We start from the raw sequence: 15,099 nt of genomic DNA, 5'->3' as shown, positions 1-15,099 counted from the left end.
CTCAGCGCAGCGGCTTGATCATCTCCAGCTCGAGGCCGCCGGGTGCCAGCTCGTACTGGCGGCTGCGGCCGGTGAGCGTGAAGCCGAGCTTCTCGTAGAACCGTCGGGCTCGCGCATTCGTCTCGTGCACCTCGAGCCGCAGGGTGTCGCCGAGCCCGAGCGCCCAGCGCTCCACCCCGTCGAGGAGCTCACGGGCGACCCCGTGCCCGTCGCCGCGGCGGTCGGGGGCGACGAAGACGCCGACGAGCATCGGTCCCGTCGCGGCATCCGGCACGTAGCCGCCCATCGTGCCGATCCAGCGCGCGCCCTCGACCGCGACGAGCGCGGTCTGCCCGTCCGTCTCGCCGCGGCGGGCGCGGAGCCGCCAGCCCGCCTCGTCGACGTCGAGCGCGTGCTCGAGCGTCTCGGCGTAGGCGATCGGTTCGTCGCGGAGCATCTCGAGGCGGAGGGCGCGCACCTCGCGCCAGTCGTCCTCGCGGGTGGAACGGACGGTGAACGGCGCGCCAGGCATCCTCCGACGCTACCCGAGGCCCGCGGTCGGGGCATGCGGATGGATCGGGTAGACTACTCCGAGGCTCTTTGGGCCCTCGGCTGCGGCACGCGCGGCCGACACGATCTTCAGTGAGGTTTCGATGGGTTCCGTCATCAAGAAGCGTCGCAAGCGCATGGCGAAGAAGAAGCACCGCAAGCTTCTTCGCAAGACGCGCCACCAGCGTCGCAACAAGAAGTAGTCGCTCCGACTACGGCTGAGCGTCAGGTCTGCGGGCCTGGCGCTTTTCGCTGTCTCCGGATGGTTCGCTGAGCCTGTTCCCGGATGGTTCGCTGAGCTTGTCGAAGCGCCCCTCGCCCCTCGACAAGCTCGGGGAACCAACGGACCCCTCGACAAGCTCGGGGAACCAACGGACCCCTCGACGGGCTCGGGGAACCAGGCCGCCGCGTAGGCTGAGGGGATGGCCCGAGACCTCCGCCTCACCCTCGTCGGCAAGCCCGGCTGCCACCTCTGCGACGACGCCCGCGAGGTCGTTCAGGCCGTGCGCGAGGAGCTCGCCGCCCTGCCCGACGGCCCGGTGATCGCCTTCGACGAGCAATCGATCCTCGACGACGATGCGCTCGCGCAGCGCTTCGCCGAGGAGATCCCCGTCGTGCTCATCGACGGCGAGGTGCACACCTACTGGCGGGTCGATCCGGTCCGCCTGAAGGCGGCGCTGCTCGGCTGAACCGGCAGTTCTCTTCTAGCCACGGGCCCGTTCTGCTGGCTAGGTTTGCCCCAGGAGGGCGGACGACCGCGTCCGCCCGGGATGATCCGGGGGGACATCGTGGCGCGTGAATTCCGTGGACGCATCGAGCTGGACGTGCGCGACTCGCAGGCGGACTGGGAGGCCTTCCTGCCGAGCAAGGCGCCCGAGGGCTCGCCGAACGTGCTCGTCGTGCTCTACGACGACACGGGGATGGCGGCCTGGTCGCCGTACGGCGGGCGGATCCAGATGCCGACGATGGAACGGCTCGCGAAGAACGGTCTGACGTACTCGCAGTGGCACACGACGGCGCTCTGCTCGCCCACGCGCTCCACGTTCCTCACCGGCCGCAACCACCACCTCAACGGCTTCGCGACGATCTCCGAGTCCTCGACCGGGTTCCCCGGCTACAACTCGCACATCCCGCCGTCGAACGCGACGATGGCGAACGTGCTGCGGGATGCCGGCTGGTCGACGTTCTGGGTCGGCAAGAACCACAACGTGCCGATCGACGAGTGGACCGCGGGCGCCTCGAAGAAGAACTGGCCGCTCGCCCAGGGCTACGACCGCTTCTACGGCTTCATCGGCGGCGAGACGAACAACTGGTACCCCTCGCTCGCCGAGGACAACCGCTACATCGACCAGCCCTACCTGCCCGAGGACGGCTACCACCTCTCGAAAGACCTCGCCGACCAGGCGCTGAAGATGATCCGCGACGTCAAGCAGACCGAGCCCGACAAACCCTGGTACCTCTGGTTCTGCCCCGGCGCGAACCACGCGCCGCACCACGCGCCCGAGGAGTACATCGCCAAATACCAGGGCAAGTTCGACGACGGCTACGAGGCCTACCGCGAGTGGGTCCTGCCGCGCATGATCGAGCGCGGCATCCTGCCCGAGGGCACCGCCCTCACCGAGCTGAACCCCATGCCCGACGGCACCTTCACCCCGGCGGACGCGGTGCGGCCGTGGGCCGAGCTCGACGCCGAGGAGCGCGCCCTGTTCAGCCGGATGGCCGAGGTCTACGCCGGCTTCAGCGAGTACACCGACGCGCAGGTCGGCCGCATCATCGACTACCTGGAGGAGTCGGGCCAGCTCGACAACACGTTCGTCATCTACTGCGCCGACAACGGCGCCTCGGGCGAGGGCAGCCCGAACGGCTCGGTCAACGAGGGCAAGGTGTTCGGCGGCTACCCCGACGATCTGCAGCAGAACCTCGCGATGGTCGACGAGCTCGGCAGCCCCAACACCTACGGCCACTACCCGACCGGCTGGGCGGCGGCCTTCTCCACGCCCTACAAGATGTTCAAGCGCTACACCTACCAGGGCGGAGTCGCCGACCCGCTCGTGATCTCGTGGCCGAAGGGCATCGCCGCGCGCGGCGAAGTGCGCCACCAGTACCACCACTCCACCGACATCGTTCCGACGATCCTCGAGGCCTGCGGCGTCACGTTCCCCGACACGTACAACGGCGTCGAGCAGACGCCGTTGTCCGGAGTGTCCATGGTGCCCTCCTTCGACGCGGCGCCCGACGCCCCCTCGAACAAGCAGACGCAGTACTACGAGATGTTCGGCCAGCGCGGCATCTGGCACCAGGGTTGGAAGGCGGTCACCGTGCACGGGCCGGTGAGCGGCAAGGGCAACTTCGACGACGACGTGTGGGAGCTGTACCACACCGAGGTCGACCGCTCCGAGTCGCACGACCTCGCGGCGGAGCACCCCGAGAAGCTCGAGGAGCTGAAGGCGCTCTGGATGGCCGAGGCGAAGCAGAACAACGTGCTGCCGCTGAACGATCTGCAGGTGCTCGGCAACCCGAAGGACTTCGACACCTTCATGCACATGGAGTACCACCAGCCCGCGCCGCCATCGGGCCGCTACGTGTACTACCCGGGCACGAGCGAGGTGCCCGAGCGCAGCGCGGCGAACGTGCACGGCGTCTCGTACAAGATCGCCGCCGAGGTGGAGTTCACCCCCGAGACCGAGGGCGTGATCTTCGCCCACGGCTCCCGCTTCGGCGGGCACGCGCTCGTCGTGAAGGACGGCCAGGTGCACTACGTCTACAACTTCCTCGGCATCCCGCCGGAGGACCGGGTCTCGGCGCCCGCACCCACCTCGGGCAGACACATCATCGGTGTGGAGTTCGTGAAGGAGGGCATGGGCGAATACCGCGAGGGGGTCGGCCCGGTGAGGCTCTACCTCGACGACCAGCAGGTCGGCGAGCAGCGGATCCGCACCGTGCTCGGGCACTTCTCGCTCTGCGGCGAGGGCCTCACGATCGGCCGGGACAGCGCCGACCCGGTCTCGTCGTTGTACGGCTACGGCTTCGACTTCACTGGCGGCGAGATCGCGCAGGTGGTCTTCGACATCGCCGACGACGCCTACCTCGACCTCGAGGCGCATCTCGCCGCGGCCTACGCACGGGACTGAGCGGATGCCGGAGCGCCTGCCCTCGTGGGCCGACACCCCGACCCGTGACGCCATCCTCGCGTTCATCGACCGCGTCGCGCACGGCCCGGACGCCGTGCCCGAGGCCGAGCGCGTCGCGGTCTTCGACAACGACGGCACCCTGTGGACCGAGAAGCCCATGCCGACGCAGCTGCACTACATCGTGGAGCAGTGGAAGCGGCAGGCCGAAGCCGATCCGTCGCTCGCCGAGCGTCAGCCGTACCGGGCCGCCGTGACGGGCGACTACGGCTGGCTCGGCGGCGCCGTCGAACGGCACTACCAGGGCGACGACACCGATCTGAAGATCCTGATCGGTGCCGTCGTCGGCGTCACCGCCGGCATGAGCGTCGAGGACTACGCCGCCTCGGTGTCGCGCTTCTACGAGGAGGCGAAGCACCTCACCCTCGGCACCCCGTACGCCGATGCCGTCTACGCCCCGATGATCGAGTTGCTCCGCGAGCTCGAGGCGAACGGCTTCACCGTGTACCTGGTGTCGGGGGGCGAGCGGGACTTCATGCGCCCGATGACCGAGCGGTACTACGGCATCCCGCCGGAGCGCGTCGTCGGCTCCGCGCTCGGACTGAGTTTCGACGCCGAGACCGGCGACGTCCGGTACACCGCAGGCCTCGACTTCTTCGACGACGGCCCCGAGAAGCCCGTTCGGATCTGGAGCCGGATCGGCCGGCGCCCGCTCTTCGCCGGCGGCAACTCGAACGGCGACCTCCCGATGCTCGCGTACGCGCGGGCGGGCGGCGGGTTCGCGATCCTCGTGCACCACGACGACGACGCCGGCCGCGGCGACCAGCCGTACGACACGGGCGCCGAGCGCGCGCTCGCCGAGGCATCCGATCGCGGGATCACCGTGGTGAGCGTGAAGCGCGACTGGTCGCGCATCTTCCCGGAGGGCTGAGCGGATGGCCCGCGCCGCCGTCGCCCGCCGCGGGCGCCTCCTGCTGCCGACGCTGGAGGGGTACCGGGCCGCCTCGATCCCGCGGGATCTGCTGGCCGGGCTGACGGCCGGTGCGGTCGTCGTGCCGCAGGCGATGGCGTACGCCACCATCGCGAACCTGCCCGTGCAGCTCGGGCTCTACACCTGCATGGTGCCGATGTTCGTCTACGCCATGCTCGGCGGCTCCCGGGCGATGAGCGTGTCGACGACGTCGACGATCGCGACGCTCACGGCGACGACCCTCGTGAGTGCCGGGGTCGCCGCCGGCTCCGACGACCCGGTGCCCGACCTCATGGCGCTGACGCTGCTGGTCGGCGTCCTGCTGCTGCTCGCCCGGCTGCTGAAGGCGGGGTCCGCCGTCGAGTACATCTCGAAGGCGACCATCATCGGGGTGCAGGTCGGCGTCGGCGCGACGGTCGCGGTCGGCCAGCTGCCGAAGCTGCTCGGCGAGGACGCGGAGTTCACCGGGCACGGCTTCCTCCGCTCGATCGCCGCCGCCGTCGAGGCGCTGCCGGGCGCGAACCTGCCGACCGTGCTGCTGTCGGCGGGCTCGATCCTCGTGCTGTTCCTGCTCAAGCGCTTCGCGAAGCGGGTGCCAGGGCCGCTCGTGGTCGTGGTGGTCGGCATCCTGCTCGTCTGGCTCGCCGGCATCGACGGGCTCGGGGTCGAGCTCATCGCGGCGGTGCCGCAGGGCTTCCCGCCGTTCGAACTGCCCTCCTTCGCACACTTCGGCGGCATGCTGCCGGGCGCGCTCGCGATCGCCGTGATGGCGTTCCTCGAGTCCGCGGCGGTGGCGCGCGGCATCCGCAAGCCCGGCGAGCCGCAGATCGACAGCAACCGGGAGCTGTTCGCGACCGGCGCGGCGAACACCCTCGGCGCCTTCTTCCAGACGCTGCCGGCCGCGGGCGGCTTCTCGCAGAGCGCCGTGAACCAGGGGGCGGGGGCGCGCTCGCAGCTCGCCTCGCTGACGACGGTCGCGCTCGCGGTGCTCGTCGCCCTGTTCCTCGGACCGGTGCTGAGCCTCCTGCCGCAGGCGACGCTCGCCTCGCTCGTCTTCGTCGCCGTGATCGGGCTCGTCGAGATCGGCGCGATCGTCGAGCTCTGGCGCACGAGCCGGAACGACTTCTGGATCGCGACGCTCACCGCGGTCGTCGGGCTCACCACCGGGCTGCTCTACGCCGTGCTCGTCGGCCTCGTCGCGACCTTCGTCGTGATCCTCCGGGAGCTCAGCCGGGTGCGCATCGAGGCGGGGGAGCCGTGGGGCGGGGTGCTGCCGGTGCGGCTCCTCGGCGGCATGTTCACCGCCAACGCGCTCGCCTACGAGCAGGCGGTGCTCGCCCGGGCGGGCGAGGCCGTGTCGGGGGAGCACCCGATCCGGGCGGTGGCGCTCGAGCTCACGCGGCTCGAGACGACCTCGATCACCGTGCTCGACATGCTCGCCGACCTCGACCGCGAGCTCGGCGGCATGGGCGTCGAGCTGCGGCTCGCCGCGGTGCCCGAGTCCGGGGCGGCGATGGCCAGGCGCGGTGCGTGGTTCGCGGGGATGGAGCGCGCGGGGCGGGTCTACCCGACGCTCGAGGCGGCGACGGCGGGGTAGCCGACCCGATGCGCGCGCCGGCGGCTCGGCGAACGCCGCTCGGCTGCCGCCGCTCAGCGGGCGCCGTCGTTCAGCGGGCGCCGTCGTTCAGCGGGCGCAGCGGAAGCCGATGTGCGTCGTCGCCGAGTCGTCGGCCTGCGGGGAGCGGGCCGACGGCCGGTAGCGCAGGCAGTAGTCGGGCGAGCAGAGGTGCGAGCCGCCCTTCAGCACCCGGCGCGGGATGCGCGAGCCGGGCTCGGCGGACGCCGCGGCGAGCAGGTTCGGCCGGGCGCCGGCGTCGACGGCGGCATCGGCCGCACCGGGCACGACGTGCCGCTCGGTGTAGTAGTCGCTCGTCCACTCCCAGACGTTGCCGGTCACGTCGAAGAGGCCGTAGCCATTCGCCGGGAACGTCATCACCGGGCTCGTGCCCACCCAGCCGGCCGCGCCGGTGTTGCGGTAGGGGAAGGAACCCTGCCAGCGGTTCACCATCAACCGACCGTCGGGATGCTCCGCATCGCGCGGGAACTCCTCGTCGCCCCAGGCGAAGCGGGCGCCGTCGAGGCCGCCGCGCGCGGCGAACTCGAACTCGGCCTCGGTGGGCAGGCGCTTGCCGGCCCAGGCCGCGTAGGCCGAGGCATCCTCGAAGGAGACCTGGACGACCGGATGCGTCGGCCGCTCGACGAGGGCGTCGAAGCCCGGCTCGCCCTCGGGAGCCGCGCCGAAGGGATGCCGCCAGCTCGCGCCGGGGCCCCAGCGCCACCACTGCCGCCAGTCCCGGAGGTCGACCGGGCCGGCCGTGGGGGTGAAGACGAGTCCGCCGGGCACGAGCTCGGCCGGGTCGGCGCCGGGGAAGTCGGCAGGGTCGAGCGGACGCTCGGCGACCGTCACGTAGCCCGTGTCCTCGACGAACGCGGCGAACTGCTCGGTCGTGACCGGGTGCAGGTCGAGCTCGAAGCCGTCGACGGTGCGCTCGTGCACGGGTGACTCGTCGGCGTAGAACTCGTTCGAGCCCATGCGGAACGTGCCGCCCTCGATCCGGAGCATGGGCGTGGTGGCGACCGTCATGCTCCGAGCCTACGGCCGGCGCGGGCCATCCGCTCCCGGCCGGCCCCTCGACCGGCAAGCGGTCAGTATTTGCGGGTGCGCGGCGATCGGCACCCGCAAATACTGACCGCTTGCGGAGCGCGGAGCGCGAAGGGCCGGCGCCTAGGGCAGCAGGCGGGTCGGGCCGCGGAAGAGGTACGTCGTCTCGCGGATGGACGACTCGCCCAGCATCAGCATCAGCACGCGCGCGAGGCCCATGCCGAAGCCGCCGTGCGGCGGCACGCCGTAGCGGAAGAAGTCGAGGTAGAAGGAGAGCTCCTCGGGCTCGAGCCCCTTCTCGCGCGCCTGGGCCTCGAGCACCTCGACGCGGTGCTCGCGCTGCGCGCCGGTCGAGATCTCGACGCCGTTGAAGATCAGGTCGTACGAGTTCGTGAGCGACGGGTCGCCCTCGTGACGCATGTGGTAGAACGGCCGGATGCTCGACGCGTAGTCGGTGAGGAACACGAACTCGTGGCCGTACGTCTCGCGCACATACTGCGAGATGCGGCGCTCGCCCTCGGGGTCCATGTCGTCGTCGGCGCGGGGGATGACGTAGCCCTGCTCGGCGACGATGCGCTTCGCCTCGGCGAGCGGGATGCGCGGGAACGGGCGCTGCGGCACCGTCACCTCGACGTCGAAGAGCTCGCGGATCTCGTCGCCGTGCGTGTCGGCGACCGCCTGGAAGCCCGCGACGAGGAGTTCCTCGTGGAGCGCCATGACGTCCTCGTGCGAGTCGATCCAGCTGAACTCGGTGTCGATCGAGGTGAACTCGGTCGCGTGCCGGGAGGTGAAGGAGGGGTCGGCGCGGAACGCCGGCCCGACCTCGAAGATGCCGCCGAAGCCGGCCGACTGGGCCATCTGCTTGAAGAACTGCGGGCTCTGCGCGAGGTACGCGACGGTCTCGAAGTACTCGAGCTGGAACAGCTCGGCGCGCGACTCGGACGCGCTCGCCATGAGCTTCGGGGTCTGGATCTCGATGAATCCCTTCTCGACCCAGACGGTGCGCAGCGCGTGCAGGAAGGTGGTCTGCACCCGGAAGATGAGGCTCTGCTTCGGCTGGCGCAGGTCGAGGAAGCGCCAGTCGAGCCGCTTGTCGAGCGAGGAGTCGGCGGCGATGGGCGTCTCGAGCGCCTCGCTCACGACCTCGAGCGAGCCGATCTTCACCTCGAGCCCGCCGAGCTTCACGCGCTCGTCGTGCTTCAGCTCGCCCGTGACGCGCACGAAGGTGCCGTGCGAGAGGGCCGAGATGGACTCGGTCAGCGCGAGCGCGGCGGCGGAGCCGGGGCCCTCGGCGGGCGCCTCGCTCGGCTCCTGGGCCCCTGAGTCCGTCGAAGGGCGCGTCGCCGGGTTCACGAGCTGAGCGGCGCCCGACTCGTCGCGCAGGATGATGAACTGCACCTTCTTCTGATCGCGGACGGTCTCCACCCATCCGGCGACGGTCACGGGGCCGTCGGGAAGCGCGGCCAGGTCCTGGATGAGGGTGCGGTGAGTCACCGCACTATCCTACCGGCGTGCCGCCGAAGGCGGAGTCTCGGCGGATTCAAAGGGAGCGCCAACCTAGACTTGGACCCGTGCCGGCCGAGCAGATCCATCTCGTGCGCCATGGCGAGGTGTCGAACCCCCAGGGCGTGCTCTACGGTCGGCTGCCGGGCTACGGGCTCTCGGATCTCGGCCTCCGCATGGCCGAGGCGGCCGCGGCCGACCTCGTCTCCCGCCGGCGCCCGGTCAGCGCGATCGTCGTCTCGCCGCTCCAGCGCACCCGCGAGTCCGCCGCGCCGATCGCGGCGGCCTTCGAGCTCGAGCCGATCATCGACGAGCGGGTCATCGAGCCGACGAACCGATTCGAGGGCACGCGCATGCGCGGCCCCGGCGGCTCGCTCCGCCGGCCCGCGAACTGGCCGGCGCTGATGAACCCGTGGCGCCCCGGCTGGGGCGAGCCGTACCGCGCCGTCGTGGCACGGATGGTGGCGGCGATCGTGGATGCCTCGGCCTCGGTCGACGGCGGCGACGTGGTCGTCGTGAGCCACCAGATGCCGATCTGGATGACCCACCTGCACCTCGCCGGGCAGCCGCTCGCGCACGACCCGAGGCGGCGCCGCTGCGCGCTGTCGAGCATCACGACGCTCGAGCCCTCCTCGTCGGCGGCGCGCGGCCTCGTCGAGATCGGGTACCGGGACCCGGCCGCCGCCCTCGCGGCCGGCGCGAGCGATGTAGGAGCAGTCTGATGAAGAAGCTGGTGGCCGCCGCAGCCCTCGCGGCGGCCTCGATCGTGGTGCTGGCCGGCTGCACGAGCGACCCCCTCGCCGAGCAGTACCGCGAGGGCAGCGGCAAGAACTACATCGCCGGCGACGGCACCATCTCCGAGTTCGACGAGGCCTCGCGCGGCGAGCCGGTGTCGTTCTCCGGCACCACCGTCGACGGCGGCAGCTTCGACTCCGCGGATTCCGTCGGCGACGTGACCGTCGTGAACTTCTGGTACGCGGGCTGCGCGCCCTGCCGCGTCGAGGCGCCCATCCTGCAGGACGTCTTCGAGGAGTACGACTCCGGCGAGGGCGAGGTGACCTTCGTCGGCGTGAACGTGCGCGACCAGGCGGGCACCGCGAACTCCTTCGAGCAGGACTACGGCGTGCACTACCCCTCCATCCTCGACGTCGACTCCGGCGACGCGCAGCTCGCCTTCGCGGGCGACGTGCCCCCGGCCGCCGTCCCGACGACGCTCGTGCTCGACCGCGAGGGCCGCGTCGCGGCACGCGTGCTCGGCCAGCTGCAGGACGCTTCGATCCTGCGCGGCCTCGTCGACAAGCTCCTCGAGGAGCAGTGACGCACGTGGCCGATCCCGGAGGCCGGCGATGACGCCCGGCGAGCTCGTCTTCAGCGGGCAGCTGCTCGTGGCGATCCCGATCGCGATGGCCGCCGGCATCATCTCCTTCCTCTCGCCGTGCGTGCTGCCGCTCGTTCCGGGCTACCTCGGCTACCTCGGCGGCTTCACCGACGCCTCCGCCGATGCCGCCGCCGAACGGCGCAACCGTCGGCGACTGCTGCTCGGCGTGCTGCTCTTCATCGCCGGCTTCACCGTGGTGTTCCTCGTCTACACCTCGCTCGCCGGGGCGGCGGGTGCGTGGCTGCGGGCCTGGCAGGACCCGATCACCCGGGTGCTCGGCGTCGTCATGATCGTGATGGGGCTCGTCTTCGTCGGCCAGTTCACCTTCCTGCAGCGGCAGCTGAAGCCGAGCTGGCGGCCGGCCACCGGCCTCGCCGGGGCGCCGCTGCTCGGCGTCGTGTTCGGCATCGGCTGGACGCCGTGCATCGGCCCGGCGCTCGCGGCCGTGCTGAGCCTCAGCCTGAACGCGGAGTCGGCGTGGCGCGGGGCGCTGCTCGGCCTCGCCTACTGCGTGGGCCTCGGCATCCCGTTCCTCCTCGTCGCGTTCGGCTTCGGCTGGGCGACCGGGGCGCTGGCGTTCCTGCGCCGGCACATCCGCACCATCAACCTCATCGGCGGCGGCCTGCTCATCCTGATCGGCGTGATCATGGTGTCGGGGCTCTGGACGGCGTGGATGAGCGATCTGCAAGGGGTGATGAGTGGTATCGACCTCGTCCTCTGACCGCGACGGCGGCGTCGACCCGCTGCGGCCGGCCGACCACGTCGACTCGCCCGAGCCCGCACCGGGCGACGGCCCCGGCGTGGCCCAGCCGAAGCTCGGCTTCGTCGGCTGGCTGCGCTTCGGCTGGCGCCAGCTCACGAGCATGCGCACGGCCATCCTGCTGCTCCTGCTGCTCGCGATCGCGGCCGTGCCCGGCTCGCTCGTGCCGCAGCGCTCGAGCGACCCGAACGGCGTCACGCAGTACTTCACCGACCACCCGGACACGGCGCCGGTGCTGGACTCGTTCCAGATGTTCGACGTCTACACCTCAGCGTGGTTCTCGGCGGTGTACCTGCTGCTGTTCGTCTCGCTGATCGGCTGCATCATCCCGCGCACCAAGCACCACTTCGAGGCGATGCGGGCGCGCCCGCCGCGCACGCCGGTGCGACTCGGCCGGCTCGCCGGCTACACGACGCGCCCGCTCCCGGACGGGGTGGATGCCGAGACCGCCGTCGCCGAGGCGACGAAGCTCTTGAAGCAGGCGCGCTACCGGGTCGAGCGCTACGAACTGCGAGGGGAGCCGAGCGTCTCGGCCGAGCGCGGCTACCTGCGCGAGACCGGCAACCTCGTGTTCCACACCGCGATGCTCGGCATCCTGGTCGCGGTCGGCGTCGGTGGCGGCTTCGGCTTCGCGGGCCAGCGCGTCATCGTCGAGGGGCAGTCCTTCGTGAACACCCTCGCCGCCTTCGACTCCTTCAATCCGGGCCGCTTCTTCGACCCGAGCTCGCTCGCGCCGTACAAGCTCTCGCTGCGCGAGCTCGACGCGGTCTACGAGACGCAGAACCAGGACGCGCTCGGCCAGCCGATCGACTTCACGGCGCACGTGACGATCACCGACCAGGGCGGCCCGGCGGAGGACGGCCAGGTCAAGGTCAACGAGCCGCTGCGAACGCACGGCACCGACGTCTTCCTCCTCGGCAACGGGTACGCACCGCACATCGTCGTCCGCGACTCCGAGGGAGAGATCGTGTTCGACGACGCGGTGCCGTTCCTGCCGCAGGACGCGAACCTCACCTCGATCGGCGTCGTGAAGGTGCCCGACGGGCTCGACGAGCAGCTCGGCATGGTCGGCTTCTTCTACCCCACGCAGGACGTGCTCGGCACCGGCGCGTACGCCTCGACCTACCCCGACCTCGTGCTGCCGGTGCTCACGCTGAACGTCTACGAGGGCGACCTCGGGATCAACAGCGGCACCCCGACCTCGGTGTACACGCTCGACCCCTCCGGCATGGATCAGCTCACCGGCGGCGAGACGGGCGTCGACTCGATCGAGCTGAAGCCGGGCGAGGTGACCGAGCTGCCCGGCGGCCGCGGCACCGTCGAGTTCGTCGACGACAGCCCCGATGCGCCCGCGGCGGTGCCCGCCGGGAGCGCCGCCGACCGCGACTACGCGCAGTCGGTGAAGCGCTTCGCCTCCTTCGACATCCACCACGACCCGACCCAGGTCTGGGTGCTGGTGTTCGCCATCCTGATCCTCGCGGGCCTGCTCGCCTCGCTCTTCGTGCCGCGCCGCCGCATGTGGGTGAAGGTGGCGACCCGGCGCGACGGCAGCCGGGTGCTCGAGTTCGCGGGCCTCGCCCGCGGCGAGGACCCCGGGCTCGAACAGGCGGTCTCCGCCCTCGCCGACAAGCTCGCCGGACCCGCGGCCGAATCAGAGCCCACCCACGACACCGCGAAGCCCACGACGTAAGGTAGATCCGTGCCCAGCCTCGATGAAATCTCAGTGCTCAGCGTGTACTCGGCCATGGCCGTGTACGCCATCGCCTTCATCGCCTTCTCGATCGACCTCGCGAAGCGCGGGGCTGCCGCGGCCAAGGCCGCCGACGAACTCCGGCTGGCCCAGGACGGCGGGGAGCTGCCCGCCGCCGAGCGCGAGCGCGTCGGCGTGCTGCAGGCCGCCGCGACGGCGAAGGGCTCGGTGAGCGCCGACGCGGGCACCGGCGGCACCGGTGCCGGCGAGGCCTCCGGTCGCGGTTCGCGCTGGCGCAGCGCGACCGCCGACGGCGCGAGCGTCGCCTACGGGCGCTCGCCCGCGCTGCGGGTCGGCGTCGCGATGACCGTGCTCGCGTGGCTGCTGCACCTCACGGCGACCCTGCTGCGCGGCTTCGCGGCCGGCCGTGTGCCGTGGGCCAACATGTACGAGTTCGCCCTCACCGGCACGCTCATCATCACGACGGTGTTCCTCGTCGTGCTCGTCGTTGCCAAGCACGATCTGCGCTTCCTCGGCACCTTCGTCACCGGGCTCGTGCTCGTGCTGCTCGGCGTCGCCACGGTGAACTTCTACGTCTCGGTCGTGCCGCTGCCGCCGGCGTTGCAGTCGGCCTGGCTCGTCATCCACGTGTTCGTGGCGACCGCCTCCGTCGGCTTCTTCGCGCTCAGCTTCGCGCTCTCGGTGGTGCAGCTCATGCAGTCCCGCCGGGAGTCGCTCGTCGCCTCGGCGAAGGCCGTGAAGAAGTCGTTCCTCGCGACGCTGCCCGACTCGACAACGCTCGAGAACCTGGCGTACCGGGTCACCATCGTCGGCTTCATCCTGTGGACGTTCACCCTCATGGCCGGGTCGATCTGGGCCGAAGCCGCGTGGGGCCGCTACTGGGGCTGGGACACCAAGGAGGTGTGGACCTTCATCATCTGGGTGGTCTACGCCGGCTACATCCACGCCCGGGCGACGCGCGGCTGGCGCGGCTCCCGCTCGGCGTGGCTGGCGATCATCGGCTTCTCCACGGTGCTGTTCAACTTCACCGTCGTGAACCTGTTCTTCAAGGGCCTGCACGCCTACTCCGGCCTCTGAGCCGCGGCGCCGCGCGTCCTCGCACCTCGAGGGGGTCGCTTTCCGACATCCCGCCTGCCGTTCCGGCGTGCGGATGTCGGAAATCGACCCCCTCGGCGGTGCTCAGCCGGGATCAGTCGCGCGGCAGGCGGGCGAAGGCGGTCCGCACGGTCCCGGCGATGAGCGCGGCGACCGCGACGAGCCCGAGTGCGAGCCACGGCAGCGAGCCGATGCCGAGCGTGTCGAGCGCGAGCCCGCCGAGCAGGGCGCCGATGGCGATCGAGCCGTTCCAGGACGCGACGACCATCGACTGGGCGACGTCGGCGGCCTCGCCGGCGATCCGGGCGGGCGCGGCCTGCAGCAGCGTGGGCGCGCCGCCGTAGGCGAGTCCCCAGAGCGCGATCGCGATGAGCACGACGACGGGCTGCGCCGCGGCGAGCCCGATCGCGACCATGGCGACGCCGAGCGCGGCCGAGGAGATCAGCACCATCGCGCGAAGGTGCCGGTCGACGAGGGCGCCAGCGGTCAGCACGCCCGCGACCGCGAAGCCGCCGAAGAGCAGCAGGGCGAGATCGAGGTGCGCGGCGACGCCGGAGGCGACCGTGAGCGGGGCGATGTACGTATATGCCACGTTGTGTGCGAGCACGAACGCGGCGGTCGTCGCGAGCACGGCGGCGAGGCCGGGCAGACGCAGCACCTGCCGGAGCCCGGGGCGCTCGGCCGCGCGTTCGCCGCGGAAGGCGGGCAGCGCGAGGAGGGCCCAGATCGCGAGGCCGGCGGCGAGGGCCGCCATCAGCGCGAAGGCGGCCCGCCAGCCGAGCGCCGTGCCGAGGCTCGTCGCGATCGGCAGCCCGAAGGCGAAGGCGAGCGGCGTGCCGACCATCGCGACGGACAGCGCCCGGCCGGAGTGGGCGGGCGGCACCATGCGCATCGCGTAGCCCGCGGCCATCGCCCAGAGCAGGCCGGCGAGCATGCCGCCGACGACGCGGGCGACGAGGATCGTGAGGTAGTCGCCGGCGAGCGCGGTCACCGCGTTCACGAGCACGAAGCCCGCGACGAGGGCGAGCAGCAGCGGCTTGCGCGGGATGCCCCGGGTCAGCGCCGTGAGCGGGATGGCGGTGACCGCGGTGGTCAGCGCGTACACCGCGACGAGGGAGCCGATCTGTGATTCGGAGACGCCGAGCTCGGCGCTCATGAGCGGCAGCAGGCCGGCCGGCATGATCTCGGTCACGACGCCGGTGAAGACGATCGCGGCGAGGGCGAGCAGCCCGTTGTAGGGCAGACGACGGCCGGAGCGGGCGGATGCCTCGGCCGTCCGCCGCGGCTCGACGGCGGGCGTGGAATCGGTGATCGGAGCGGTCATGTCGCAAGTCTGAAACCTTGACACTAGTGTGAAGGTCAAG

Annotated in this window: 14 protein-coding genes; 10 read left to right on the top strand and 4 right to left on the bottom strand. The window is 71.4% G+C overall.

From position 1 onward, the window contains the following. Position 1: 1 nt before the first annotated feature. Entirely contained in the window at positions 2–511 is a 510-nt protein-coding gene (locus tag QSJ60_RS18235) for a GNAT family N-acetyltransferase (protein WP_285465079.1), read from the bottom strand. 121 nt (positions 512–632) lie between these two features. Between QSJ60_RS18235 and QSJ60_RS18230 the strand changes: the two genes are divergently transcribed. The 5 genes from QSJ60_RS18230 (at position 633) to QSJ60_RS18210 (ending at position 6,223) form a co-directional block, all read left to right on the top strand. Then, positions 633–731 carry a 30S ribosomal protein bS22 gene (locus QSJ60_RS18230; RefSeq protein ID WP_003792170.1) on the top strand — a complete coding sequence of 33 codons (99 nt, stop codon included), beginning with the start codon at positions 633–635 and terminating at the stop codon, positions 729–731. Between the two features lie 219 nt (positions 732–950). After that, the gene (locus QSJ60_RS18225) at positions 951–1,217 is read left to right on the top strand and encodes a glutaredoxin family protein (protein ID WP_285465076.1); all 267 of its coding nucleotides are present in this window, start codon (positions 951–953) and stop codon (positions 1,215–1,217) included. Positions 1,218–1,316: 99 nt separating this feature from the next. Then, entirely contained in the window at positions 1,317–3,659 is a 2,343-nt protein-coding gene (locus tag QSJ60_RS18220; protein WP_285465074.1) for an arylsulfatase, read from the top strand. Between the two features lie 4 nt (positions 3,660–3,663). After that, entirely contained in the window at positions 3,664–4,587 is a 924-nt protein-coding gene (locus QSJ60_RS18215; protein WP_285465073.1) for an HAD family hydrolase, read from the top strand. Positions 4,588–4,591: 4 nt separating this feature from the next. Beyond that, on the top strand, positions 4,592–6,223 hold the full coding sequence (locus QSJ60_RS18210) for a SulP family inorganic anion transporter (RefSeq protein ID WP_285465072.1): 1,632 nt from the start codon (positions 4,592–4,594) through the stop codon (positions 6,221–6,223). Positions 6,224–6,310: 87 nt separating this feature from the next. Here the strand turns inward: QSJ60_RS18210 and QSJ60_RS18205 are convergent, their stop codons facing one another. Both QSJ60_RS18205 and aspS read right to left on the bottom strand, forming a co-directional pair. Continuing rightward, entirely contained in the window at positions 6,311–7,270 is a 960-nt protein-coding gene (locus QSJ60_RS18205) for a formylglycine-generating enzyme family protein (RefSeq protein WP_285465070.1), read from the bottom strand. Positions 7,271–7,411: 141 nt separating this feature from the next. Then, complete coding sequence (gene aspS, locus QSJ60_RS18200; protein ID WP_285465068.1) at positions 7,412–8,782, bottom strand: aspartate--tRNA(Asn) ligase; 1,371 nt, start codon at positions 8,780–8,782, stop codon at positions 7,412–7,414. A gap of 77 nt (positions 8,783–8,859) precedes the next feature. On the opposite strand from aspS, the gene QSJ60_RS18195 reads away from it, so the two are divergent. The 5 genes from QSJ60_RS18195 to ccsB are packed head-to-tail and all read left to right on the top strand — an operon-like array spanning position 8,860 to position 13,717. Further along, entirely contained in the window at positions 8,860–9,513 is a 654-nt protein-coding gene (locus tag QSJ60_RS18195) for a histidine phosphatase family protein (protein WP_285465067.1), read from the top strand. Then, the gene (locus QSJ60_RS18190) at positions 9,513–10,109 is read left to right on the top strand and encodes a TlpA family protein disulfide reductase (protein ID WP_230767775.1); all 597 of its coding nucleotides are present in this window, start codon (positions 9,513–9,515) and stop codon (positions 10,107–10,109) included. The genes QSJ60_RS18195 and QSJ60_RS18190 overlap by 1 nt, the downstream gene beginning before the upstream one ends. Before the next feature lie 28 nt (positions 10,110–10,137). Further along, complete coding sequence (locus tag QSJ60_RS18185) at positions 10,138–10,890, top strand: cytochrome c biogenesis CcdA family protein (protein ID WP_230767774.1); 753 nt, start codon at positions 10,138–10,140, stop codon at positions 10,888–10,890. Continuing rightward, entirely contained in the window at positions 10,868–12,619 is a 1,752-nt protein-coding gene (resB, locus tag QSJ60_RS18180) for a cytochrome c biogenesis protein ResB (RefSeq protein WP_285465063.1), read from the top strand. Before QSJ60_RS18185 ends, resB begins: the two co-directional genes overlap by 23 nt. A gap of 54 nt (positions 12,620–12,673) precedes the next feature. Next, positions 12,674–13,717 carry a c-type cytochrome biogenesis protein CcsB gene (ccsB, locus tag QSJ60_RS18175; RefSeq protein WP_285465372.1) on the top strand — a complete coding sequence of 348 codons (1,044 nt, stop codon included), beginning with the start codon at positions 12,674–12,676 and terminating at the stop codon, positions 13,715–13,717. 112 nt (positions 13,718–13,829) lie between these two features. Here the strand turns inward: ccsB and QSJ60_RS18170 are convergent, their stop codons facing one another. Then, positions 13,830–15,059, bottom strand: a complete 1,230-nt coding sequence (locus QSJ60_RS18170) for an MFS transporter (protein ID WP_285465062.1) — start codon at positions 15,057–15,059, stop codon at positions 13,830–13,832. Positions 15,060–15,099: the final 40 nt, after the last annotated feature.

It is taken from the genome of Agromyces sp. NBRC 114283, assembly GCF_030268405.1.
In the GTDB taxonomy this organism is placed as follows: Bacteria; Actinomycetota; Actinomycetes; order Actinomycetales; family Microbacteriaceae; genus Agromyces; species Agromyces mediolanus.
This window is presented reverse-complemented; position numbering and strand designations above follow the sequence as displayed.